General features: G+C 54.4%; 21 protein-coding genes and 3 tRNA genes. 13 read left to right on the top strand and 11 right to left on the bottom strand.

Annotation, left to right across the window (positions count from 1 at the left end):
• Positions 1-71: 71 nt before the first annotated feature.
• The 4 genes from rsmC (at position 72) to CRO19_RS05885 (ending at position 1,571) form a co-directional block, all read left to right on the top strand.
• Complete coding sequence (gene rsmC, locus CRO19_RS05870) at positions 72-1,103, top strand: 16S rRNA (guanine(1207)-N(2))-methyltransferase RsmC (RefSeq protein ID WP_097095014.1); 1,032 nt, start codon at positions 72-74, stop codon at positions 1,101-1,103.
• Between the two features lie 142 nt (positions 1,104-1,245).
• Positions 1,246-1,332: transfer RNA gene (locus tag CRO19_RS05875), tRNA-Leu, on the top strand.
• Between the two features lie 36 nt (positions 1,333-1,368).
• Positions 1,369-1,455: transfer RNA gene (locus tag CRO19_RS05880), tRNA-Leu, on the top strand.
• Positions 1,456-1,484: 29 nt separating this feature from the next.
• Positions 1,485-1,571 (top strand) — tRNA-Leu (locus CRO19_RS05885).
• Positions 1,572-1,673: 102 nt separating this feature from the next.
• Here the strand turns inward: CRO19_RS05885 and CRO19_RS05890 are convergent.
• Positions 1,674-1,958 (bottom strand): DUF1435 domain-containing protein, encoded by a 285-nt coding sequence (locus CRO19_RS05890; RefSeq protein WP_097095015.1) that lies wholly within the window; start codon positions 1,956-1,958, stop codon positions 1,674-1,676.
• 228 nt (positions 1,959-2,186) lie between these two features.
• Here CRO19_RS05890 and CRO19_RS05895 point away from each other — a divergent pair, with 228 nt between their 5' ends.
• The 3 genes from CRO19_RS05895 (at position 2,187) to CRO19_RS05905 (ending at position 4,867) form a co-directional block, all read left to right on the top strand.
• Positions 2,187-3,281, top strand: a complete 1,095-nt coding sequence (locus CRO19_RS05895) for a GGDEF domain-containing protein (protein WP_097095016.1) — start codon at positions 2,187-2,189, stop codon at positions 3,279-3,281.
• 231 nt (positions 3,282-3,512) lie between these two features.
• On the top strand, positions 3,513-4,307 hold the full coding sequence (gene fhuF / locus CRO19_RS05900) for a siderophore-iron reductase FhuF (RefSeq protein WP_097095017.1): 795 nt from the start codon (positions 3,513-3,515) through the stop codon (positions 4,305-4,307).
• Positions 4,308-4,402: 95 nt separating this feature from the next.
• On the top strand, positions 4,403-4,867 hold the full coding sequence (locus tag CRO19_RS05905; protein ID WP_097095018.1) for a YbaK/EbsC family protein: 465 nt from the start codon (positions 4,403-4,405) through the stop codon (positions 4,865-4,867).
• Here the strand turns inward: CRO19_RS05905 and CRO19_RS05910 are convergent.
• From CRO19_RS05910 to CRO19_RS05925, 4 genes are all read right to left on the bottom strand, one after another.
• Positions 4,864-6,084 (bottom strand): MFS transporter, encoded by a 1,221-nt coding sequence (locus CRO19_RS05910; protein WP_097095019.1) that lies wholly within the window; start codon positions 6,082-6,084, stop codon positions 4,864-4,866. The genes CRO19_RS05905 and CRO19_RS05910 overlap by 4 nt on opposite strands.
• A 253-nt stretch (positions 6,085-6,337) precedes the next feature.
• Positions 6,338-7,321, bottom strand: coding sequence for a nucleoside hydrolase (locus CRO19_RS05915; protein WP_097095020.1), 984 nt, complete (start codon positions 7,319-7,321; stop codon positions 6,338-6,340).
• Positions 7,322-7,333: 12 nt separating this feature from the next.
• Positions 7,334-8,356, bottom strand: coding sequence for a LacI family DNA-binding transcriptional regulator (locus tag CRO19_RS05920; RefSeq protein WP_097095021.1), 1,023 nt, complete (start codon positions 8,354-8,356; stop codon positions 7,334-7,336).
• 75 nt (positions 8,357-8,431) lie between these two features.
• Positions 8,432-9,829: an MFS transporter gene (locus CRO19_RS05925; RefSeq protein WP_097095022.1), complete on the bottom strand. Its 1,398-nt coding sequence runs from the start codon at positions 9,827-9,829 to the stop codon at positions 8,432-8,434.
• A 584-nt stretch (positions 9,830-10,413) separates the two neighbouring features.
• Here CRO19_RS05925 and CRO19_RS05930 point away from each other — a divergent pair.
• A complete protein-coding gene (locus CRO19_RS05930) occupies positions 10,414-10,968 on the top strand; it encodes a histidine phosphatase family protein (RefSeq protein ID WP_097095023.1) in 555 nt (184 codons plus the stop codon).
• Here the strand turns inward: CRO19_RS05930 and CRO19_RS05935 are convergent.
• Entirely contained in the window at positions 10,961-11,911 is a 951-nt protein-coding gene (locus CRO19_RS05935) for a YncE family protein (protein WP_097095024.1), read from the bottom strand. The two genes, CRO19_RS05930 and CRO19_RS05935, sit on opposite strands and share 8 nt — an antisense overlap.
• A 417-nt stretch (positions 11,912-12,328) precedes the next feature.
• Here CRO19_RS05935 and CRO19_RS05940 point away from each other — a divergent pair, with 417 nt between their 5' ends.
• The gene (locus CRO19_RS05940; protein ID WP_097095025.1) at positions 12,329-13,342 is read left to right on the top strand and encodes a glycosyltransferase family 32 protein; all 1,014 of its coding nucleotides are present in this window, start codon (positions 12,329-12,331) and stop codon (positions 13,340-13,342) included.
• On the opposite strand, the gene CRO19_RS05945 is transcribed toward CRO19_RS05940, so the two are convergent.
• Positions 13,316-14,239 carry a LysR family transcriptional regulator gene (locus tag CRO19_RS05945; RefSeq protein ID WP_097095026.1) on the bottom strand — a complete coding sequence of 308 codons (924 nt, stop codon included), beginning with the start codon at positions 14,237-14,239 and terminating at the stop codon, positions 13,316-13,318. The genes CRO19_RS05940 and CRO19_RS05945 overlap by 27 nt on opposite strands.
• A gap of 120 nt (positions 14,240-14,359) precedes the next feature.
• Here CRO19_RS05945 and CRO19_RS05950 point away from each other — a divergent pair, with 120 nt between their 5' ends.
• Together CRO19_RS05950 and opgB are read left to right on the top strand one after the other, a co-directional pair.
• Positions 14,360-14,749, top strand: coding sequence for a tautomerase family protein (locus tag CRO19_RS05950; protein ID WP_097095027.1), 390 nt, complete (start codon positions 14,360-14,362; stop codon positions 14,747-14,749).
• A gap of 215 nt (positions 14,750-14,964) precedes the next feature.
• Positions 14,965-17,256 (top strand): phosphatidylglycerol--membrane-oligosaccharide glycerophosphotransferase, encoded by a 2,292-nt coding sequence (gene opgB / locus CRO19_RS05955; protein WP_097095028.1) that lies wholly within the window; start codon positions 14,965-14,967, stop codon positions 17,254-17,256.
• Positions 17,257-17,322: 66 nt separating this feature from the next.
• On the opposite strand, the gene CRO19_RS05960 is transcribed toward opgB, so the two are convergent.
• Positions 17,323-18,030, bottom strand: coding sequence for a GNAT family N-acetyltransferase (locus CRO19_RS05960; protein ID WP_097095029.1), 708 nt, complete (start codon positions 18,028-18,030; stop codon positions 17,323-17,325).
• Between the two features lie 107 nt (positions 18,031-18,137).
• On the opposite strand from CRO19_RS05960, the gene pdxR reads away from it, so the two are divergent.
• On the top strand, positions 18,138-19,586 hold the full coding sequence (pdxR, locus tag CRO19_RS05965) for a MocR-like pyridoxine biosynthesis transcription factor PdxR (RefSeq protein ID WP_097095030.1): 1,449 nt from the start codon (positions 18,138-18,140) through the stop codon (positions 19,584-19,586).
• Here the strand turns inward: pdxR and CRO19_RS05970 are convergent.
• The 3 genes from CRO19_RS05970 to CRO19_RS05980 form a co-directional block, all read right to left on the bottom strand.
• Entirely contained in the window at positions 19,583-20,068 is a 486-nt protein-coding gene (locus tag CRO19_RS05970; RefSeq protein ID WP_097095031.1) for an RcnB family protein, read from the bottom strand. The genes pdxR and CRO19_RS05970 overlap by 4 nt on opposite strands.
• A 202-nt stretch (positions 20,069-20,270) precedes the next feature.
• Entirely contained in the window at positions 20,271-21,053 is a 783-nt protein-coding gene (locus CRO19_RS05975; protein ID WP_097095032.1) for a MetQ/NlpA family ABC transporter substrate-binding protein, read from the bottom strand.
• 17 nt (positions 21,054-21,070) lie between these two features.
• On the bottom strand, positions 21,071-22,087 hold the full coding sequence (locus CRO19_RS05980; protein WP_097095033.1) for an isopenicillin N synthase family dioxygenase: 1,017 nt from the start codon (positions 22,085-22,087) through the stop codon (positions 21,071-21,073).
• 213 nt (positions 22,088-22,300) lie between these two features.
• Between CRO19_RS05980 and CRO19_RS05985 the strand changes: the two genes are divergently transcribed.
• Positions 22,301-22,978, top strand: coding sequence for a YecA/YgfB family protein (locus CRO19_RS05985; RefSeq protein ID WP_097095034.1), 678 nt, complete (start codon positions 22,301-22,303; stop codon positions 22,976-22,978).
• Positions 22,979-23,033 lie beyond the last annotated feature (55 nt).

Raw genomic sequence — 23,033 nt, forward strand, 5'->3', positions numbered from 1 at the left:
TGCTAGCAAACCCATCGAACATGCGCCAACAAAGCACTATAATCCGGGTTCTGATTTTACAGGAGCGTTCCATGTCTGCTTTTACCCCGGCCAGCGAAGTGATTCTGCGCCACAGTGATGAATTTACCGCCCGCCACGTGTTGTTTGCTGGCGACCTGCAGGATGACCTGCCCGCCCAGCTAGAAACCGCGTCGAGCCGCGTGCATACCCAGCAATATCATCACTGGCAGAACCTTAGCCATCGCCTCGGTGAACGTGCGGTTTACAGCATGGTTGCCACGGCGGCAGATGTTGAAGGCTGCGATACGCTGGTCTATTACTGGTCGAAAAACAAACCCGAAGCGCAGTTCCAGCTGCAAAACCTGCTGTCGCTGCTGCCGGTTGGCTGCGATATCTTCGTGGTGGGTGAAAACCGCAGCGGCGTGCGCAGCGCCGAAGGCATGCTGGAAGCGTGGGCAACGCTGGAGAAAGTCGACAGCGCGCGCCGTTGCGGCCTGTATCACGGTCGTCTCGACAAGCAGCCAACCTTTGACGCCAGCAGCTATGGCAATACTTATCAGCTCGACGATCTGACTATTCACACTTTGCCGGGCGTGTTCAGCCGCGATGGTCTGGATATCGGCAGCGAGCTGCTGCTCTCCACGCTGACGCCGCACTTCCGTGGTAAGGTGCTGGATATCGGCTGCGGCAGCGGCGTGCTGGCGACCGTGATGGCCAAAGTTTCGCCGCGCGTGCGTTTATGGCTGTGTGATGTGCATGCCGCCGCCATTGAAGCCAGTAAAGCGACGCTGGCGGCGAATGAATTGGAAGGTGAAGTGTTCGCCAGTAACGTGTTCTCTGACGTAACCGGCCGTTTTGACATGATCATCTCCAACCCGCCGTTCCATGATGGTCTGCAAACCAGTCTTGATGCCGCCAACACGCTGATTCGCGGCGCGTTGAAGCATCTGAACAGCGGCGGCGAACTGCGCATTGTGGCCAACGCCTTCCTACCGTATCCACAGATTCTGGATGAAACTTTCGGCAACCATGAAGTGCTGGCGCAAACCGGCCGCTTTAAGGTGTATCGTGCCGTCTATGGTCGCGGCGCCAAAACGCGTTAATTCGCGATTCCACCAGCGCGGCGGCAGAAACGTTGCTTTTTACAGCGATCGTTTTGCCGTCGCGAAATATGTGTTGACGCAATGAGTAAAATCTCTAAAATGCGCCTCCGTGGTTAGCAATACTTTAGAGTGTTGTGAGTTTGCGATGGTGGCGGAATTGGTAGACGCGCTAGCTTCAGGTGTTAGTGTCCTTACGGACGTGAGGGTTCAAGTCCCTCCCTTCGCACCAAACTCATAATCACACAGTTTATATCGTACGCACTGAGCGATGGTGGCGGAATTGGTAGACGCGCTAGCTTCAGGTGTTAGTGTTCTTACGGACGTGAGGGTTCAAGTCCCTCCCTTCGCACCAATGCGATGATATAAACAGACAACTAAGATGCGATGGTGGCGGAATTGGTAGACGCGCTAGCTTCAGGTGTTAGTGTTCTTACGGACGTGAGGGTTCAAGTCCCTCCCTTCGCACCAACAGTTGTCACTCCTTCCCGGCAGTAAATTCCCAAAAAGATTTTGCCAACGAACTTCACGCTCTTAGCGTGATGTTGTCGTTTCTGCGATTTGCCCACTGTGTTAAATAACGTGGAAATTGACCGAGACTGCGGCTAAACCGCCGGCTAAAGCCAGGCAAGAAGGCAGCAGTAAATAGTGGCGCAGACGATGGTGAAACAGCATCACGATGGTCAGCAACAGCGCCACGATCATCACCACGCGCCACTGGCTAAAGCTGGGTTCCCACAGGGCAAAAACCGGCATCGCTGCACACGGCAATAACACACCCCAGCCACTGTCCAGACGCTTACCCATTATCCAGCTCACCCCCCATAAGCCGCAGGCGGCCATCATCGCCACGATCATCGCACAACCCTCAAATGATAAGTATTCGTATTATCATATGACAATATTTCTCATATTGCAGCGGATTTTTATCCTCCGTCATGTCGGATGACAGAATTATTGGAAAATGCTAAATTGCCGCCGATAACTATAATCGCCAACACAACAATAACGTGCTCACTATCCGGGTAGGAACGCTATTTATTCCGGGTAGCGCTTTGATATATCAGGGCAGTCACGAGAATAATAATGAAATTACAATCTTATGAAGAGTTGAAACACAGTAAATATCGGCTGTCGCTGATGCTTTTTCTGTTTCTTAATGTCGCCGTTTCGCTTTTTTGTCTGCTGCCATTTTTAGGCAGTGATAATCCCGTACGATCGCTGCCGGTCGCGCTGGTAGCGGGCTGTAGTACCACACTGCTGCTTATTTGCTTAATGGTGTCAAAACAAAAATTGCCGCTATTAAATCCTGTCGCATTTCTATTAGGCGCATTATGGGCATGGCATATTAACCTCAGATATCATCTGGTTTACTATTTTGATGGCAGCTTTTTAATAATTAGCCTGTTAAGCGTCTTTTTTATCAGTGCCATTGCCTTAAGTGATTATTTGATCGCATTTTGTTTACACATTACACCGCCCGTATTAACAGTATTGTTATTGGACGATGGGCAGCATTTAATGATGATCCTCTTCACGATTATGCTGCCGTTAATCGGATTTTCACTCCACCATTTAATGCGACGCCGCTTTGATACCTTTACGCTGCGCCTGGTCAGCCAGCTGTATGAGGAGAAAGAGAGCTTTAGTGATTTGAGTATGCTTGATCCCCTCACCGGCTTATATAACCGTCGCGGACTGAAGAATCGTCTTGATAACATCATGGAAAACCACGCAGGCAGCCACTTTGTGCTGCTGCTGGATATCGACCATTTCAAAGCCTACAACGACAATTACGGCCATGCGATGGGCGATCAGGCACTGGCGCGCGTCTCCGTGGCGATTCGTGATGCGGTGCGTTCACGCGATGTCGTAACACGCTACGGTGGCGAAGAGTTTCTGGTGCTGTTAACCAACGTAAATGCCTCTATTGCGATGAAGCTGGCCGAACGCATTCGTCAGTACGTCGTCGATTTGGAAATCCCTCACCGCTTTAATGAAAAGGTTTCCACGCACGTTACCGTGAGTGCCGGCATCGCACCGATTTATGCTGAGGACTTTGAGCAAGCGGTGTCCAATGCGGACCGCGCGCTCTATGTGGCGAAAAATCAGGGGCGCAATACCATTCTTGCCTGGGAAGATTTGCCGAAAGTGGCGCAGGTGAGTAACGAGCTGACATAAGGTTTGGTTTGGTATGCCTGGTCGCCATGAATGGCGACCCTACGGCGGCACGGCCTGTCTTTTCACGCGGATTGAAACCTGGTCGCCATAAATGGCGTTCCTGCGATGTAACCCGTAGGGTGCGCATTTATGCGCACCAGGCCAAACGTACCACACGTGCAGAAAAGTTGTGCAATAAACCGGGAACGATTATCATTTGTCTCTCGATTCCCGTTATCACTCAGGACCGGCATGGCCATCATCACGCGTCAGGATCATCGCTACAGCGAGCATCCCCTGATCTTCATGCAGAGCGACCGCAGCTTAGCGAGCGCGCTGGAAGATCTGATGCGCGATCAACGCAGCTATATGCTGGACAACCTCAAGCTGGGCCAACCGGCACCTGCCGGAACCTTAACGCTAGCCGAGTGGTCGAATCCCGTTCACTTTCGCCGCCTGACGCAGCGCTACAGCGATTACCTCTACCGCGACCATCCCGATGTTCAGCAGGAAGCCAAGCCGCTGCAGTCGCTGTGGGCGCAATGGTATTTTGGCTTGTTGTTGCCGCCGCTAATGATGGCGCTATTGCTGGAGCCGCGTGCGTTGAACTGCTCGCCGCATCTGATTCACGTTGAATTCCACGAAAACGGACACCCCTGCGCTTTCTGGATCGATGTGCAGGAAGATGAAGACGCGCGCTATCTCAATGGGCAGCAGCGCATCGATCGCCTGATTCAGCAATGCCTGATTCCTGCGGTCAACGGTATGGCCCAGCACGGCGATATCAACGCCAAACTCATCTGGAACAACATGGGCTATTCGTTTTACTGGTTTCTTGGCGAGCTAAAAAACCAGCTGCCGCAACACACAGTGTTACAACTCGAGCAGGCGCTGTTTTTCAGCAAATCGCTGCGGGATGGCAGTGATAACCCGTTGTACCGCACCATGATCCCGCGTAATGGCGAAATGGAGCGACGCAGCTGCTGTCAGCGCTATCGTATCCCCGACGTTGAGCGCTGCGGTAACTGCACGTTAAAAGCGGTGTAACGCCCGCGCATTCTGTTACAGATTCTCCTTTTCTCTCGTTTACAGTTTTCCTGCCTTATGGCATTTTTTTGGCTCTGTTTTTACCGGAGAAAAAAATGAGCCTGGAGTCGGTACGGCACTTCTTTGCCGAACATGCACCGGATATCGACATCATCGAGATGCCGGAAAGCACCGCCACCGTTGAGCTGGCCGCACGCGTACATGGCGTTATGCCGGGGCAGATTGCCAAAACCTTGTCGCTAAAAGTGAAAGATGAAGTGGTGCTGATTGTGACGCGTGGCGATGCACGCCTCGACAACCGCAAGCTCAAGGCGGCGCTCGGCGCCAAAGCGCGCATGTTAAGCGTGGATGAAGTGGTGAACTGGACCGGACATCCGGTGGGCGGCGTGTGCCCGTTCGGGCTGGAAAACCCGCTGACCGTCTATTGCGATGTCACGCTACGCAGCTTCGAAGAAGTGTTGCCAGCAGCCGGATCGATTCATAGTGCAGTACGCATTTCACCGCAGCGTATGGCAGATCTCACCGCGGCAAAATGGATTGACGTCTGCGAGGCGCTTTAACGCGTCTCGCGCGCGGCAGCACCGGAAATTTCGATGCCGCGCGTCTCGCGACCAAACGCCACTAAGACGCAGATCAGTACCGCCACCGTCCCGGCCACAATCGCCATGCCCAGGCCATAATTGCCGCCGTGCGCCTCGGCGATGCGTGATTGCACCGTCGCATTAACCGAGGCGATCAGGTTACCCAACTGATAAACAAAGCCCGGCAGCACCGCGCGCGCATTAGCGGGCACCAGTTCGGTGAGATAAGTCGGTACCACGCCCCACGCGCCCTGCACCATAAACTGCATCAGAAATGCGCCGATGCCTATCATCCAGGAACCGCTAGAAAATGCCCACAGCGGTAACACCGGCAGCGCAAGGAACGACGCCAGAATAATGGCTTTCTTGCGGCCAATACGCTCCGACAGCGCACCAAAAGTGATCCCGCCCAGCATTGCCGCGATATTGTAGCTAATGGCGATAATACTGACGGTGTGCGGATCGAACTGATGCTGCACTTTCAGGAAAGTGGGATACAGATCCTGCGTGCCATGGCTGAAGAAGTTAAAGCAGGCCATCAGCAGCACCATGTAGATGCAGATTTTCCAATGTTTACGAATGATCGGCAGCAAGGCGGTACTCTCTTTGCGTTCACGCGCCGCCAACCATACCGGGGATTCTGGAACTTTAAAGTAGATGAACGGCAGCAGCAGAATCGGCAACGCGCCAATCAGGAACATTCCGCGCCAGCCAACCGTTTCGAAAAACAGACCAAAAATCACGGAAGCCAGCAGATAGCCGCACGGATAACCGGCCTGGAAAATACCCGACATTAAACCGCGTGAGCGATCCGGAATCGTTTCCATCGCCAGCGACGACGCTACGCCCCAAATCCCGCCCATTGCGACGCCATAAATCACCCGGAAACCCAGGAATGCTGCGAAATTAGGTGACCACGCCGACAGCAGCTCAAACAGCGAAAACATAACGATATTCAGCATCAGAATCGGCCGACGACCATATTTCTCCGCCAGACGTCCAAAGATCAGTGCGCCAATCGGGCGAACCGCCAGCGTAAGCATGATGGCAATGGAAACGTCGGAGACGCTGGTGTGGAAATATTGGGCAAGATCGCTAAGCACAAACACTAAGATAAAGAAGTCGAACGCATCCAGCGTCCAACTCGCGAAACTGGCAAAAGCCACGTTGCGCTGGGTCGCAGTCCAGTTAAACATGTAGGTATCCTGTCTGATTAGCTTCCGGATCGTTGGCCGGATTTTATTGTAGAAGTTACCGCGCAAATAATTGCATCGGTTACTAATGTGTTAACTATTTGTATATAGCATGTCAAAAAGGTGACTTGAGGCGGGAATTGTCAGCGAGTGATTCGAGGTGTAAGAAAGCGTGTCATGTTGAATACGGTGGTCGCCATAAATGGCGCCCCTACAGCATCGTAGGGTGCGCATGTATGCGCACCTGGAAAACGGTTCAGCGTTTCAGCTGATTAAACGCCTTTTCGATCATCTCGAGCAGCAGCGCGTTATTAACGGTTTGAATCACATGCACCAGCGCGCCGCTCTGTTCCGGCACGCCTACATCCAGTCGTAACGGGGTGCGATAGCGCCAGCTCTTGCCGCGCGTGGCTCCCGGGCGCAGCTCAATATCCACGTGGTAATCAACACCGTCAGCGACACGCTGGTTAAGCAGCCACGCTACCACCAGCGCATCATGAATCCAGCAGCCTGGCAGATGACGGGTGCGAATTGAATAGTCGATCCACGGTCGCAGCGTCTCACGCACAAACTGCGGCAGCGGATGATCGTTGGCGGTAAGACGCGTCAGATCCTGATGGGTCAGCAAGGTTTGCGTAGTGGCATCCATTGGCACCAGCGTGATGGTTGCGCCACTGTGCAGCACCTGATGTGCCGCTTCTGGATCGAGGCCAAAATTAGTGTCTTTGATGTAATCATCCAGCGCAAACACGCCGCCCATAATAACAATCTCCGCCACCGACTCTGCCATTTGCGGATAACGCTGCAGCGCTAGCGCCACGTTGGTTAACGGGCCGATTGCCACCAAGGTAAATTCGCCAGGATTGTCGCAAATCAGCTGCCCCATGACGCCAGCGGCGTCATAACCATCGGCGGGAATACGCTGCGGTTGACGCACGCCCTGCCAAAGTTCTCCCAGCTTTTCATCGGCAACATGGTCAAGCCGTGCGCGCCATGGCGCAGGATCTTCCCGCAAGGCCTGCAATGCACCCTGCACCACAGGAATATTGAGCCCCAGCCGCTGCATCAAATCTTTCGCTACCTGCGCGCCAACCGCACTCGGCGTGTTGCCGGTTACGGTGGTGATCAGCTCAAGCGATAGCGACTTTGACGCCAACGCTAACGCCAGTGCCAGCCCATCATCGGTGTTAGCACCCGCAATACCGTTTCCTGGATCACAATCGATAATCAGTCTTTTCATAGAGTTATAGTTTTATTGTTGTTGAGTAAGCTGGCAGCCGCAGGATTCACCAATTTCTAGATGGTGAGGAAATTCCGCCAGCTGTGCGTCGCCATCCCAGTTCTTGAGCATGGCTATCGCACTGCGCGCCATATCGCGCAGCGGCTGACGGACGGTAGTAAGCGTTGGCACATGAAATGCCGATTGATCGGTGCCGTTAAAACACACCAGCGCGACATCCTGCGGCACGCGCAGTCCATGCTCCGACAGCGCGCGAATGCAGCCAATCGCCTGGCCTTCATTACTGGTAAACAGCGCGCGAGGAAGGCAACTGCTCGCCACCATGCGCTGCGCGGCGTCATAGCCGCCCTGACGCGTATAGTTGGCGGGGAAAATCATCGCCTCATCCGCCAGCAGTCCTTTCTCCGCCAGCGCATCACGCCAGCCCTGGATACGATCCTGCGCATTAAGCATGTCTAGCGGACCGCTGATCATGCCCACCTGCTGATAACCGTGGCTGAGAAGATGTGCGGTGACCTGACGTGCCGCCTCCCGCTCATTCACGCGCAGCATGCTGACGCCCGGGCGCGGCTCGATACGATCCAGCATCACCAGCGGTGTGCCGCTGGCCTGAATCACATCAATATAGGGATGGCGATCAACGCTGTTGTAGAACAGGCCATCCACCTGACGATTGAGCAACCCCTGAATGATCTCCAGCTCACGCTTACGGTCATCACCGGCGTCGCCCAGCAGCATGACGTGGCCGTGGTTCAGCGATTCCTGTAACAGCATGTGCGCCATTGAAGCAACAAAGGGATTGCCAATATTCGGCACCACTAAACCGTAGGTTTTGGTGCTGCCGGAAGCCAGCGCGCGAGCCACGGCATTGGGGCGATAGCCGGTTTGTTTGATGGCATCCAGTACGCGTTGCCGCGTGGCTTCTGCCACCGGACGCGGACCGTTGTTGATCACGTAACTGACCACTGCCACCGACGTTCCCGCCACTTTGGCAACATCGGTACGTGTCACATTGCCGGTTGGAGACTTCGCCATTCCTTTGCCTCTGCGTAAAGGCCATTGGCCGGAATATCCGGCCAATGGCTGTGATGATTTACGCGACTCTGCGGGTCAGATTGCATCTTCCGGCAGATTGAGATCGCGTCCGCGCGTTTCCGGCGCCACGAAGGTGGTGAGAAAACCAATGCTGGCCATCGCGGAGAAATAAACCGCAATCGGCCACCAGTGTCCGGTAAACGATAGCAGCGCCGCCGCCACTAATGGCGCGGTGCCTCCTGAAAGGATAGACCCCAGCTCTTTCGCCACCGCCATCTTGGTATAGCGACGCTTCACGCCGAACATCTCTACACCCCACGCCGCCTGCACGCCGAAGATGCCCAGCGATGCCAGCGCCATGCCCACGACGATAACCGCAATGACAATTGCCGGATCGTGGCTATCCATCAGGCTAAATGCAGGCCAGGCGTAGAACATCAGCAGCAGGCAGAAGCAGCGGTAGGTGATGCGGCGGCCAAAGCGATCCGACAACCAACCGGCAAAAGGAATGATCAGGAAGCCCAGCAGCGAAGCGATAAATACCGCTGTAGTGGGAACTGATTTGTCGAGCATCAGCACCTTCGCGACGTAACCGACGATAAAGCCCTGCGCCAGATAGGACGGGCCATTTTCGCCGATGCGTAAACCAACCATGACCCAGAATGCACGACTGCGCTGCCAGAAGCTGCGGGTATCGACGTCCTCTTCCGCCTGCGCCAGTGTCGCGCTGCGCTCGGCCTGCAATTCAGCCTGTTGACGCTCAAATACCGGCGTTTCGCGCAGGTGACGGCGAATCCACAGTGCCACCACCGCAATCACTACGCTGCTGAGGAAAGGAATACGCCAGCCCCACGCCAGCAAACTCTCTTTATCCATCTGAATGACCGCCAGCCATACCAGCGAGGCGATCAGCGTACCGCTGTTCGATCCAAGGGCAATCACTGACGAGACCAGGCCGCGACGCTCAACCGGCGCATATTCGCCGAGCATCACCGTGCCGCCCGACAGTTCCGCGCCAGCGCCTAATCCTTGGGTAAAGCGCAGCAGCACCAGACACGCCGGTGCCCAGACGCCAATGCTGGCATAGGAAGGAATCAAACCAATTAGCGTGGTGGAGGCACCCATCAAAATGATGGTGGCGATCATCACCGTTTTACGGCCTTTACGATCGCCTATCCAGCCAAACAGCAGCGCCCCAATCGGACGGGCAATAAAGCCCACCGACCAGGTAGCAAAACTGGAGAGTAACGCAATGGCCGGAGTGGCTTCGGGGAAGAAAACATCGCCAAAAATAATTCCGGCGGCCAGGCCATAAAGGGCAAAATCCGCATATTCCATCGCGGTGCCAAGCCAGCAGGAGAACGTGGCGCGCCAGAAATCTTTGCGGCCAGCATCTGTTTCAAGCCGCGCGTCGGCAGCTGAAGAGGAGGAGTTGAGTGAGCTTTGTTGCGAAACGGAGTGATGTACCGTCATAACCATTTCCCTGATAGAGGTAAAAATAGCAAACGCCCTTCCGTGGGTCAGTTCCCTTGCAACAAGCGGAACTCCCCGGTGACGACGTTCAGTAGGCAAACCTGGATGAAAAATCAGTAAAGAATTCCCTGGTGTTGGAATTCGCTTCTTCGCCTTTACCCGCCGATGTAATTTTCATCGATCGCATTAGTGAGGCAAATGTAACTGGGTCATCTCAAGGCCAACTTCGTCTCTGGCACCGTGAGTTATCACTGTGAATACAGTCTATCTACGCGCGTAGATAAATCAAGCGATAATCGTGATATTTATTAATTAATCTTCACTATAACTCTGGGGCACGAGATAAAAAAGGCGTTAATTCATGACATTACATCTAATGCCGGTAAGCAAAAAAACATCCAAAAACGCGTAATTGACGATAATTGCTTACCATTCAGTGCAGGCAAATGATTTTCCATCGCGCTGTTTTTCGCACAGTTCGGTGAAGGTTTAATGACAAGGGCGTATTACTCTTAAAACCCTTCGCTTACGCGCGATGCACCCTGCAACTGCATTACACTGAAGCCAGATTATTCGGGAGCCTTATGACCATCATCCTTATGCGCCACGGAAAACCCGATCATCCGGTCACCGGACGTTTCACGGCACAAGCGCTGGCCGCGTGGAGTGAAGGCTACGATCAGGCTACGATTTGCGACTCTCCGCCGCCGCGTAGCGTGACCATTGCGCGCCAGGCAAGCGTGATCGTCACCAGCCCGCTGCCGCGTGCACGCTCCTCTTTAGCGCGTCTGGGCTTGCAGCCGCAGGCGGTGGACGCCGTGTTTAGCGAAGTCGCGATGCCTACCCTGCCGTTTGCGCGCCCGCACCTGCCGCTCAGCGTCTGGCTGGCGTTGTTACGTCTTCTCTGGCTATGCGGCTATTCAGGGCATGTCGAATCGGTGCAGCATGCGCGCGATCGGGCGCGACGTGCGGCGGATAAACTGGTGGCACTGTCGCAGCAAGGCACGGTGCTGCTGGTAGGACACGGCATCATGAATAAGCTCATCGCGCGTGAGTTGCGTAAGCGCGGCTGGCAGGCAGAGAAACACGCCAGCAGCCGTCACTGGAGCAGTGCGATTTATCACCGCCCGTTTATTTAAGCCTGAAATAGCTCAGCACTTCACAGCCGGTGCCAGCCTGCGGCGTGGCAATCACCTTCATTTGCAGCAAATCAATCAGGCTGAGTGAACCATCACCTTCGTTGGCAATCAGCAGGCTGTGGTTATCTTCACTGAAGCAACCATCCATCGGCTTATTGCCTACATGAATATCACCAAGTGGATTAAGCAGATCGTCGAACAGCGTCACCATCGGCTCCTGATCACCTATCGCCACCAGCCGCTCGCCGTTAGCGCTAAAGCGCACCACCTGACAAGGCTGCTGATGGCCTGGCAACGTCAGACGCTGACGGATGCGGTGGCTTTGCCGATCCACCACATACAGCAGCGGAGCATCGGCCGCACTGGCGACCAGGTAGGGATGTTTGGGTGAGGCGGCGATGCCTGAAATGGGGCCGGGCATCAGGATATTATCGATAATGCGTCCTTCCGCCTCACACAGATCGACCACGGTAATGCTGGCATCCTCTTCGTTCTCAGTAAATAACTTGCGTCCACTGGGTGATAGCGTGAGCCGATGCGCATTATGCGACGGCAGCTGAATAGTTTTTTCCAGCCGATCGCTAACGGGATCAATCACCGCGACCACCGCACTGGTTTCACAACAGAGATAGACTTTGCCGTCACGTGCTAGCTGGCCGCTATGCGGCCCTTTCAACGGTGATAAATCGATAAAGCCGCTGATCTGACGTAAACGCAAATCGATAATCGCCACTTTATGGCCCGGATGCGGATTGTCGCCATGAATACCATCGCCATAGATGGGTACGTAAGCCTTCTCCAACTGTGGCAACAGCAACAGCTCATGCGGGCGTGGGGGAAATGCGTTGAGCTCTTGCTCTACAGCGAAGGTGTCTGGATTGAGAAACAGTACGCGATTGCCCTGCTTATCGACCGCCAGTAATCCACGGTTATGTTGCTGCATAGCGTCTCCTTTTGTTAATCACCTTCTTTAAGCGTAGCTAACCCACCATAGCGGTGGGATGTTCGCGGCGGGCCAGCGAAAAATGCAGCAGGATTAACCAGTGATCTGACGCCCATTTTTTAAAGCGGGTCGCAACGTTAGCGGCAGCATCATTATTTTATTAGGAATAATCTTAAGTGGATAAAATATAACTAACAGCCATCAACCCTTTTATTTACCCTTTATGTAAAGCTTAACGGATCCTTCATTTTCCGGTTTATCTGAAAGAAGCAAAAAGTGATAGCCTCATCGCACAGAATGTTTTATTAAGCATAGGAAAGTAGGTTCTTACACAGCACAAAGAAAGGGATAACGAAGAGCGCTCAGCGCCAGTAACAGGGAAGCCTTGCCGCCATAATCACAATAATCAGGTGCATCATGACTAAAAAACGCCTCCAGCCAGCGTTAACGCTCTGGCACAACTGGAAAAGGCTTGCCTTTACCAGCCAGACTTTTCTGCAGAAAAAACAGCATAATGCGCTCTGTGCGCCGGAATACGATCCCAGCGAAGAGGAGAATATCGTGTTACTTTCTGGTGACAAAGATTTGCCAGAAATTCCGAAAAAAGTTTGGCTGTATTGGGATAATGAATATTTACCAAAATCCATGGCATTAAATATAAAAAAAATTCGTCAGGATAATCCCGATCATGAGATCCATTTATTAAACCGTCTAACGGTAAAAGAAGTATTGCCCGACTTTATATTTACCTCTTCTCAATTAACGGCGCAGCAAAAGAGTGAAGTGATTCGCCTGGAATTGCTGTTGCGTTATGGCGGCATAGCCATAGATTGCAGCACGTTATTATTTGAAGATCTTTCCTGGGTGCATCGCGCGCATCAGGAACGTCGCATGGATGTGATTGGTTATTATCGCGAAATCTCTACCGTAAATTTTCTTGCGCCGGTGATTGAGAGCTGGTTCCTGGCCGCTGCGCCCAATAATCCTTTTATCCGCGAATGGCAGAAACACTACGCGCCCGTCAAACATCTTGGTGAGCAGAATTATTTCAGTGAATTAAGTAAGCGCGATGATTATGCATTGCTGACGCAAAAAATAGCCGAGCCGCAGCAGCAACTGGGGTCGTTAGCACAGCAGGTCGCGATGCGAGAATATCGCCGGGTCAATCTCTATCTGCGTAAATGCGAGGCCAATGCCTATTACTATCAGCGCCTGAGCGGCTGGAAAAGCGAGGCGTTTACCCACGCGGTGCTGTTCCACCAACGTCCACAAACGCCACCGCCGATCATCAAACTGAGCGGTAATGAACAGCTGCATCTCGACTTTAATCTGCGTCTGGGTCACTACAATCGCAGCAGCTTATTGGGTCAGATGATGCAGCCGCACTCGCCTGTTGCGCTGGCGTCACCCATCAACAAAGCGCGCGCGTAGCCAGTGGATAAAGGTGGTGACCGCCCGCGGCACCTGTGCAGCATACGGGCGCACCACCCACAAACGATTGGCGAAGGCATCAATCGTTTGCCACTGCGGCAGAACCTGCTGCAGCGTGCCGCTGGCTAACGCCGCACTGGCGCTGAAATCGGGCAACATCGCGATCCCCAATCCCTGCAGCGCCGCGTCGCGGATTGACTCGCTGTTGTTGGTGGCAAAGTTCCCCTGAATTTTTACCTGCACCGTTTCGCTATCACCGCCTGCGGGACGGAAGCGCCACTGCGGCGACTCCAGCCCGCGCGGATAATACAGGCAGTTATGCTGCTGTAACGCCTGCGGCGAGTCGGGCATGCCGTGCTGTGCCAGATAGGTGGGCGACGCGACCAGCAGCGCCTGGGTTTCACACAGCGGTAGCGCGACATGGGTTTCCGGCAGGTTATCGCTGTGACGGATAGCCAAATCAAAGCCTTCGCTGCCCAGCGACACCAAACGATCGGTAACGTCCAGCTGCAAACGTACCTGCGGATAATCGCGCAAGAAATCGCCAATAATCGGCACTAGCTGCTGACGCGCAAATGCCACCGGCGCGGTGACGCGCACCATGCCGCGCACCGGACCGGCCTCATCACGCACGCTGAAAAAACTCTGCGCAATACGCGCAAACGGATCGCGCAGCTCGTCCACCAGCTTTTCCCCGGCAGAGGTGAGCCGCACGCTGCGCGTGGTGCGCTGCACCAGCGCCACGCCCGCCATTTTTTCCAGCTCTTTAATCTTTTGGCTCATCGCCGCTTTGCTGACGTCTAATCGCTCAGCCGCGCGGGTAAAACTACCCAGCTCGGCCAGCACCGTAAGCCAATGCAAATGTACCCAAAGGTGATCGGTTTTAATTTCTTTCATATAGATTGTTCAAAATAATAAATAATCATTTTAACCAGCGCGCTTTTTCTTTCCTGCAGCAAGCGGCAGCATAGCGCCACATCCTACTCTTTTCATCTACGCAAAAACGAGGGTTTATTGATGCCATTACTGACATTTGATGTGATTCAGGGCCGTTCTGAAGCAGAGTTACACACCTTACTGGATGCCGCACATCGCGCGGTGTTAACTGCTTTTAAAGTGCCCACGCGCGATCGGTATCAGATTGTTCACGAAAACAAAAGCTACCAGATGGTCTTTCAGGACACTGGCTTAGGGTTTGAGCGCAGCGATAATCTGGTCATGGTGCGCGTCTATACCAGCCCAAGAAGTGAAGAACAGAAGTGTCTGTTCATGGCAGAGTTAGCGCGCGAGCTACTGGAAAATTGTGGCGTCAGGGGCACTGATTTGATGATTAGTTTTATCACCAACAGTAAAGGTGACTGGAGCTTTGCCGACGGTGAAGCGCAATATCTGACCGGAAAACTCTAATCCCTCGCCTCTGCCCTCGCTGGCAGCAGCCGTTGCGTTGCTGCCAAGCCAAACCACAGCCTGCTTAAACTCGCCTTAAACGAATCGGAATGCATCGCACAAATCTGGTTGGATGTGTTGCAGCAATATGACACCCAATATAGATTGACGCAAAAACCCCCAAAGAGGGTCGTTGGCGCAGGGAATGCGTATTCATTCAAGATGAGGATCTGACGTTGTCCGAACTGTTTTCGGTTGTACTCTTTTTGGCTGCGATTGCAGTCTACTCCTATAAAGCTGGGCGAAATAAATTCTGGTTTAGTGTGATTTTGCTGCTGCTCACCCTGTTCATCGTGCTGAACGTCACGCTGATCGCCAGCAACTATTTTACCGGTGACGGCATTAATGACGCCGTCCTGTACACCCTGACCAACAGCCTGACTGGCGCAGGCGTGAGCAAATATGTGGTGCCAGCCATTGGCTTAATCATTGGCCTGTTTTCCCTGTTTTGCCTGCTTTCGTGGCTATTACGTCGACGTAAGACACAGCATCACCTCGGGTGGAGTTTGCTGGCGATTGCCTGTGCCGCCGGTTCCGTGCAAACCACGCCTGCGTTTCGCCAGGTGAAAGAGCTGATCTCCTCACATACGCGCGCCGCTGACTCCGATTTCGAAAGCTATTACAAAACGCCAAATAAGGTCATTGCCGAACCGAAGCTCAATCTGGTTTACATCTACGGCGAAAGTCTCGAACGGACCTATTTTGATCAGCACGCCTTTCCCGGCCTGGCGCCGGAACTGAGCCGCGAAAAAGATAACAGCATCGATTTCAGCCAAACCGAGCAGCTGCCCGGCACCGATTACACGATTGCAGGTATGATCGCTTCTCAGTGCGGCATTCCGCTGTTTGCCCCTTTCGATGGCAATGCCTCGGCATCACTCTCCAGTTTCTATCCTCAGAACATCTGTCTTGGCGACATACTGAAAAATTCTGGCTATGAAAACTGGTTTATTCAGGGTGCGGATTTACGCTTTGCCGGTAAAGACACCTTCCTGCTTTCACACGGTTTTGACGCGGCCAATATGTACGGCTCGCAGGAGCTGAAAAGCCGGGTAGCAGACCCTAACTATCGCAATAACTGGGGCTACTACGACGATACGGTGATGGATGAGGTTTTTGAGAAATACGAGGAGCTGTCACGTACACAAAAGCGCTTCGCATTGTTCACACTAACGGTAGATACACATCATCCTGATGGCTTTATCTCGCGTAGCTGCCAGCGAAAAAGTTACAGCTATGATGGCAAACCCAACCAGTCTTTCAGCGCTGTGGCCTGCTCGCAGGAGCATGTGGCGCGCCTGATTGCGCGCATCAAGGCTTCACCGTGGTTTAAGAACACCATCATTGTCGTGACCTCCGATCATCTGGCAATGAATAACACCGCGCATCAGTATTTGATTAAGCAACCGCGCCATGACCTGTTTATGGTGATTCGTGGGGATCAGCCACAGGCGCAGGTGCTCGACAGCAAACGCAGCACGCTGGATAACGGTGCGACCGTGCTGGATATTCTTGGCGGCGATAATGCCATTGGCCTTGGCCGCAGCGGTCTCTCTTCTACCTCGCTGTCGACCCAGTTCGACGATATGGCAAAGCGCGTTATTGGCTGGAAGGCGGATATTATTCAGTTGTGGAATTTCCCCAGCAAAATGGACGCTATCACCATCGATCAGCAGAAAAACACCTTCAGCTTCTCCGGCGCGACCTTCAAGCTGCCAATTCTGTTCCGCGTTTCCGATAAGCATGTCGAGCCGCTGCCGGAAGGCGAATATTCGGAACCCCTGCGCTATCAGCTGGCCAAATTCGCTGCCGCTGACAAGTTCGTTTGGGTGGATCGCTGCTTTAAAATGGCTCGCCTGTGGCAGCCAGATTTGGCGCTTTCAAACGATTTATGCCTATCGATGGGGCAAATGGGTGCCAAACCTCGTGTTACCCGCATCGATAAACCCCTCTGGAAAGGTAAGGCGACGTTTCCAAAAGCCGAGGTCAGCGCAGAGACGTTCCAGCTTAATGAACAGCAGATACGCATCGAAGACAATGCGATTCGTTACAATGCGGATAGCTTCCTGCTGACGGTGCCTGGCGCGCCTAACAGCATTAAAAGCTTTAAGGGGATATCGCGTCCTGAAAGCTGGGGACGCTGGTCAAACGCCAATCTGGCGCCTGAAGTGAACATTGAATATAACGATCCGCTGCCCGAACGCTTTGATCTGGTGATCACCGCTCGCGCTTATGGCCCGAATGCACACCGCGCCATTCCAGTACGCGTGGGCGATGAGGAACAGCAGCTGAATTTGGGTGAAGACTTCACCACCACCACGCTGCATTTCACCAACCCAACCGGCAGCCGCAATCTGGTTATTGTCCCGCCGGAACCGCAGGAGTCGAATGTGGGCAATATCATTGGCCAGGATCCGCGCCGATTAGGTATCGGTATGGTGGATATAAAAATCATCCCTCAGCCGTAAAGCTAAGCGGTAGCTACTCTGGGTAGCTACCGCTTTAGCTGGGACCCGGTGCGTATGAATGTGCCATTAAGGGCGCAGCGCTCCCAGCCTCTCGCGCTGCGAGCCATCCGCATTAAAGTTCTCCGCCGCTAGCCAGCGCTCGAAGCCCTGCTTCACCTGCGGCCATTCGCTATCGATGATTGAGAACCAGCAGGTATCGCGGCTGCGGCCTTTATAGACGATCGCCTGTCGGAATGTTCCCTCAAACTGGAATCCCAGGCGCCGCGCCGCGTTGCGTGAGGGCTGATTGCAGCTATCGCATTTCCACTCATAGCGGCGATAGCCCAACTGATCAAAGGCATAGCGCATCAGCAAATAATGCGCTTCTGTTGCCATGCGGGTTTGCTTGAGTAACGGAGAAAAAGCCACGTGCCCAACTTCCACCGAGCCGTGGGAAGCATCAATGCGCATCAACGCCAGGGTTCCCACCGCACGATTGCTTTGGCAATCGATCACCGCGAAATGCATCGGATCGCGACCGTTTTCCAGCTTGCGCACATAGGCAACATAAGCGGCTTCATCTGCAAAGGGTTCGGCGAACATATAGGTCCAGTCGCGACCATCACCCGCCTGCGCATAAGCGGCATACAATTCACCACCATGGCGTTGCGCATTCAGCGGCTCAAGGCGGCAATACTCCCCGGCGAAAGTTTCATAGCTCGGCCAGGCGCGGGGCTGCCAATCCGGCAAGGGTGCGCCGACAGGTTGTCCATAGGCATTGATGTAGTGCGACATTCCTCATTTCCTTTCTGTGTAAGGGCCTGAGAAGCAGAGTGCCACTTTGCTGGCGTGTTAAAAAGCGCCACAATGACGCAAATTGATGGATCCACGGAAACGCATAAATGAGTGACGTTGAACTGCATCAACTGTTGCTGGCCCCGCTGGAGCGAAAGGGCGAGCAGACGCTGCAACAACAGCTATTCCAGCGCATCAAACAGGCCATCCTGGCGGGCAAACTCACCGCAGGCACGCGCTTGCCCGCCACGCGCCAGCTGGCACTGGAAGTGGGCGTCTCGCGCAATACGGTGATTGCGGTCTGCGCGCAGTTGCAAGCTGAAGGTTTTCTACTGAGCGATCGTCAGGGCAGTCATATCACCCACATGGCGCAGTTGCCTGATGACCATGCGCAATACGTCAGCAGTGAGATCGCGTTGTCGCCGCGCATTGCCCAGCTGCGATCCAGCCATCGCACGTTCAGTCAGGAGATGGCGCTGCGGCCAGGCATTCCTTCGCTGGCCCATTTTCCGCTGGCGCAGTGGCGACGCGCGCTGAACCGGGTGATGTTGCATCAGCCACAGCAACTGCTGGGCTATGGCGATCCCCTCGGTGAGCGCACACTGCGGGAAGCGCTGGCGCAACATCTTGCTCTGGCGCGTGGCGTTCGCTGTACGCCCGAGCAAATCGTGATCACCGAAGGCGCGCAGCAGGCACTCACGCTGTGCGTCGCGCTACTCAGCAACCCAGGCGACATCGGATGGGTTGAGGAGCCCGGATATCGCGGTGCAAAAGCCGCAATGCGCCTGGGCGATATGCGTATTGAGCCGGTAGCCGTTGATGCACAAGGGTTGGTCGCCGGGCCGGAAAAGTGGCAGCAGCGGACGCCGCGGCTGATTTACACCACGCCAACCCACCAATATCCTACCGGCGCGATCATGAGTGCCCCGCGCCGCCTGGCGCTGCTGGCGGCGGCACGTGAACATCAAACGTGGATTATTGAAGATGATTACGACAGTGATTTTCGCTACAGCGGTGAGCCGATCGCTGCCATGCAGGGCATGATGCAGCCCACGCCAGTGATCTATATTGGCTCCTTCAGTAAAACGCTGTTCCCCGCGCTGCGCCTTGGCTTCATGGTGATGCCCGCGCAGCTCATCGCGCCGCTACGCCCTGCTCTGCATGAACTGCTGCGCGGTGGCAATCGTCCCGAGCAGCAGGCTCTGGCACTGTTTTTACGCAGCGGCGACTTCAGCCGTCACCTAAGCAAAATGCGCCGGCTGTATCGTCAGCGCCAGGCAACGTTGCGCCAGGCCTTGCAGCACACTTTTGGCATGCAGGTGCCGTTGCTGGGTGGGGATTGCGGAATGCATTTAGTGTTATCGTTAGCGGAGGAACACAACGATATGGCGATGGTGGATCGATTGATCCAGAGTGGTTTTGCGCCAGGTGCGCTATCAGGGTTTTATCTAGGCGAGCAGAAGCAGCAAGGGCTAGTGCTGGGTTACGGTAACACCAGCACCAGCCAGATTATGGCAGGTGTTGCGCAGCTAGCGCGTCTGCTGCGCGGGGATTAACCGCGGAAGAAGATTTCACCCGATTTGCCCATTACGATCTTGCCGCTGTCATCGGTAATCAAAATGTAGTTGGCGTTGATATAGGCCCAATGTGTGCCTGGCTGCGGTGCCGGCAGATGACGCGGCTGCCATTCGACAATGGTGTACTGCTTTTTACGGTATTCGTCTGGCACCACATCGCCCACTTTGTACTCTTTGTAGTCGATGATAATGGTCGTCAGATCGTAATTGTTTGGTGCAGAAGCATCGCCGCTTTGCGGTGGACGAATAGGTGCTACATCGCCACTCGATTCGGCCGGTTCATTGCTGGCAGGTGCATCGGCAGTTGGCGCCTGTGTTTGTGCATCGGGTGCGGGCTGCTGCACCTGCGGCGGCGGTGGTACGTTATCCGTTTGCTCGCCTTCCGCCAGCGCGGCCGGAGTAAGGCTTAAAGCGCCCAGAAAAATTCCTGCAGAAAGAAGGGTGACGTGTGTCCTGCGCATTGGTGATTTCCACTCTGGTTAATTATTAACTGTCCAATTTACTGACAAGCGCAGCACGCTGAAGGTTCCCCCGGCGCGCCTGGCGCGTCAAATTTCGCTGCTCAGCATACCTCAGCTGAGGCGAATTTTGGCGCAGTAAAATTGCAAGCAACCATGTTAATGGCAATCACCGCCCCCTGCCAAAAACAGGGGGTGGCGAGCATTATTGATTAACAGGAATAACCGATCCCCGGTAATGCTGGTTAATAAATTCAGCGGTTTGCTTTGACTCAAGATCTTTCGCTAATTCGAGAATGCGTGGATCTTTAGCCAGCTTAGGTGTCGTTACCAGCACATTGGCGTAGGGGTTGTCCTTCGCCTGTTCCAGCGCCAGCGCATCCTTCGAAGGCACTAAACCCGCTTGCAAGGCGTAGTTGCCGTTGATGATCGCCAGCTGCGCGTCGTCCAGCGCGCGCGGCAGCTGCGGCGCTTCAACTTCAATAATCTTCAAATGGTGTGGATTGTCGGTAATGTCTGCGCTGGTCACCAGGGTGTTGGCGCGGGTGCTGTTCAGTTTAAGCAAACCGTTGGCCTGCAGCAGATAAAGGGCGCGGCTCAGGTTGGTCACGTTGTTCGGCACCGCCACCTGTGCACCATCAGGCAGATCTTTCAATGATTTCACTTTGTGCGAATAGATGCCCAGCGGCTCAATATGCACGGTGGCAACCACCGAAAACGTCTCGCCCAGCGCTTTTTCCTGATCGCGCAAATAGGGAACGTGCTGGAAGTAGTTGGCATCCACATCCCCCCGCGCCAGCAGTTCGTTGGCGTTGAGGTTGCCGTTAAGCTCAATCACGTTAAGATCGAGCTTCTTGTCGGTTTGCTTGATGTGGTTGAGGATTTCACTGTGCGGTACCGCATCCGCCGCCACGCGCAATGCCGCCGCCGAAGCATAAGTGCTGAATACCGACATCATCGCTAACGCTGCTATCACCTTTTTATTCATGAGCTTCCCTTAGTTTCTTATGATTTAACGCTATGGAGAGTGTCAGCGTAATAACGCTGCGCCACGTCGCGATGCGATCGCAAACGCCCTTTGAGGTAGTTCCAGCCCACTTCGCGCAGCAGCGGATTGCTGGGATCGCTGGTGGGGCCGCGCGCCTCTGCCGCCAGCTCTGGTGGCAACGAGTAGAGCGGGACTTCGGCATCCAGTTGCGCACCAAGAAAGAAGGCGATTGATAGCCGCTCCTGACTGGCGGGTGGCGATATCACGCGGTGCACGGTAGCGCGCAGATAACCGTTGGTGGCAATCTCCAGCAGTTCGCCAATGTTCACCACGAACGCGCCCGGTTTTGGCAGCGCATCCACCCAATGGCCAGGCGTCACTTCCACCTGTAAACCCGGCTGATCGTCCTGCAACAAAAAGGTAAGAAACCCAGAGTCTTTATGGGCGCCAACGCCTTGCTGGCTGGCATCTGCCGCTTGGCCGGGATAGCGAATAAGCTTCACATGTTCATTGGGATGCGTACCGTACAGCGCATCGAACGCATCCGGCGGCAGCGAAAGAGACCGGGCAAAGGCGCGCAGTAAGCGCAGCGAAACCTGCGTCATCGCCTGCTGCCAGGCGTGGATCACCGGACGCAGCTGCGGCAGCGACTCCGGCCAGAGATTAGGCCCTTGCAATTGCTTCCACGCCGGATCGCCCGGCTGCAACGCCAGCGCCTCGCGCTCGGCACCAATATCAAATTGCTCGCGCTGATCGCGCTGCTCGCGGGTATATTCCACGCCCGCGCGGTTGTAGCCGCGAAAGTGCGGCGAGTGAATCATCGAGACGCGCTGTTTCTCGTCATCCGGCAATGCAAAGAAGGCCCGCGTGATACTTTGCACGTTCTGCAGCAGCTGCGGATTGATGCCATGATTAACCAGATAAAAAAAACCAACGTCACGTGCGGTTTCCCGCAGCTCGGCAAGATAGTGCGCCTGTTCAGCATCCGGCAATTCCAGCAGCGCTAAATCCAGTACCGGCAAAGTGGTTGCCATACTTTTTCATCCTTTATCGGGAAACGTTCGGTGTTTACGCTGCCATCTGTCGGCAATAGCAGCCAATACTGTTGTGCACTATGTTATGGCGAATGATTTTTAGGATAGGTTCAGCAATCGATATGCAAAAAGCGGTAAATCACGCCCGCTTCCCGCTATAATCGCCGCCATTAACGTGGGCATTGCCCTTAATGACAAAGCAGGAGACGCCGTATGAACCAGGGCCCATTAACGGAAAAAGAGCTGAACTGGCTTGAAGATATGCTGGAGAAATACGGCAATGAACACTCGGTGGTAGATACCGCCGAGCTGGATGGCATGCTGACGGCACTGCTTTCCGGCCCAAACGATATCGAACCGAGCGAGTGGCTGGTGGCGATGTGGGGCGGCAAAAAGCACATTCCTAAGTGGTCCAACGAGCGTGAAATGGATCGCTTTATGACGCTGACTTTCCAGCATCTCAACGACATTGCTGAGCGCCTGGCCGAATTCCCGGAGCAGTTTGATCCGCTGTTCGGTACGCATGAGATGGAAGGCCAGGAATTTACCGTGGTGGAAGACTGGTGCTACGGTTATTTGCGCGGCGTGGCGCTGGATGCGGATTGGTCGCTGCTGCCGGCATCCCTGCAGCCGATGATGGAGGCGATTACTCTGCACGGCAGCGAAGAGCAGCTGGCGAAGCGTGAAGCTTTCACGCCAGAAGAGTTTGAAGCCAGCATCGATGCGATTCGCCCTGCCGCGTTAGAGCTGCATGAATACTGGCAGGAACAGCGTATGGCGCAGCCGGATCCCGAGCCACAGTTACCGCACTTTGCCGGGGCAAAAACCGGACGCAACGATCCTTGCCCGTGCGGCAGCGGCAAAAAGTACAAGCAGTGCTGCGGTAAATAATCCCCGACACGCATGAATGGGTACCCTACATAATCCCGTCGTAGGGTCGCCATTC

It is taken from the genome of Candidatus Pantoea floridensis, assembly GCF_900215435.1.
Lineage (GTDB): Bacteria > Pseudomonadota > Gammaproteobacteria > Enterobacterales > Enterobacteriaceae > Pantoea > Pantoea floridensis.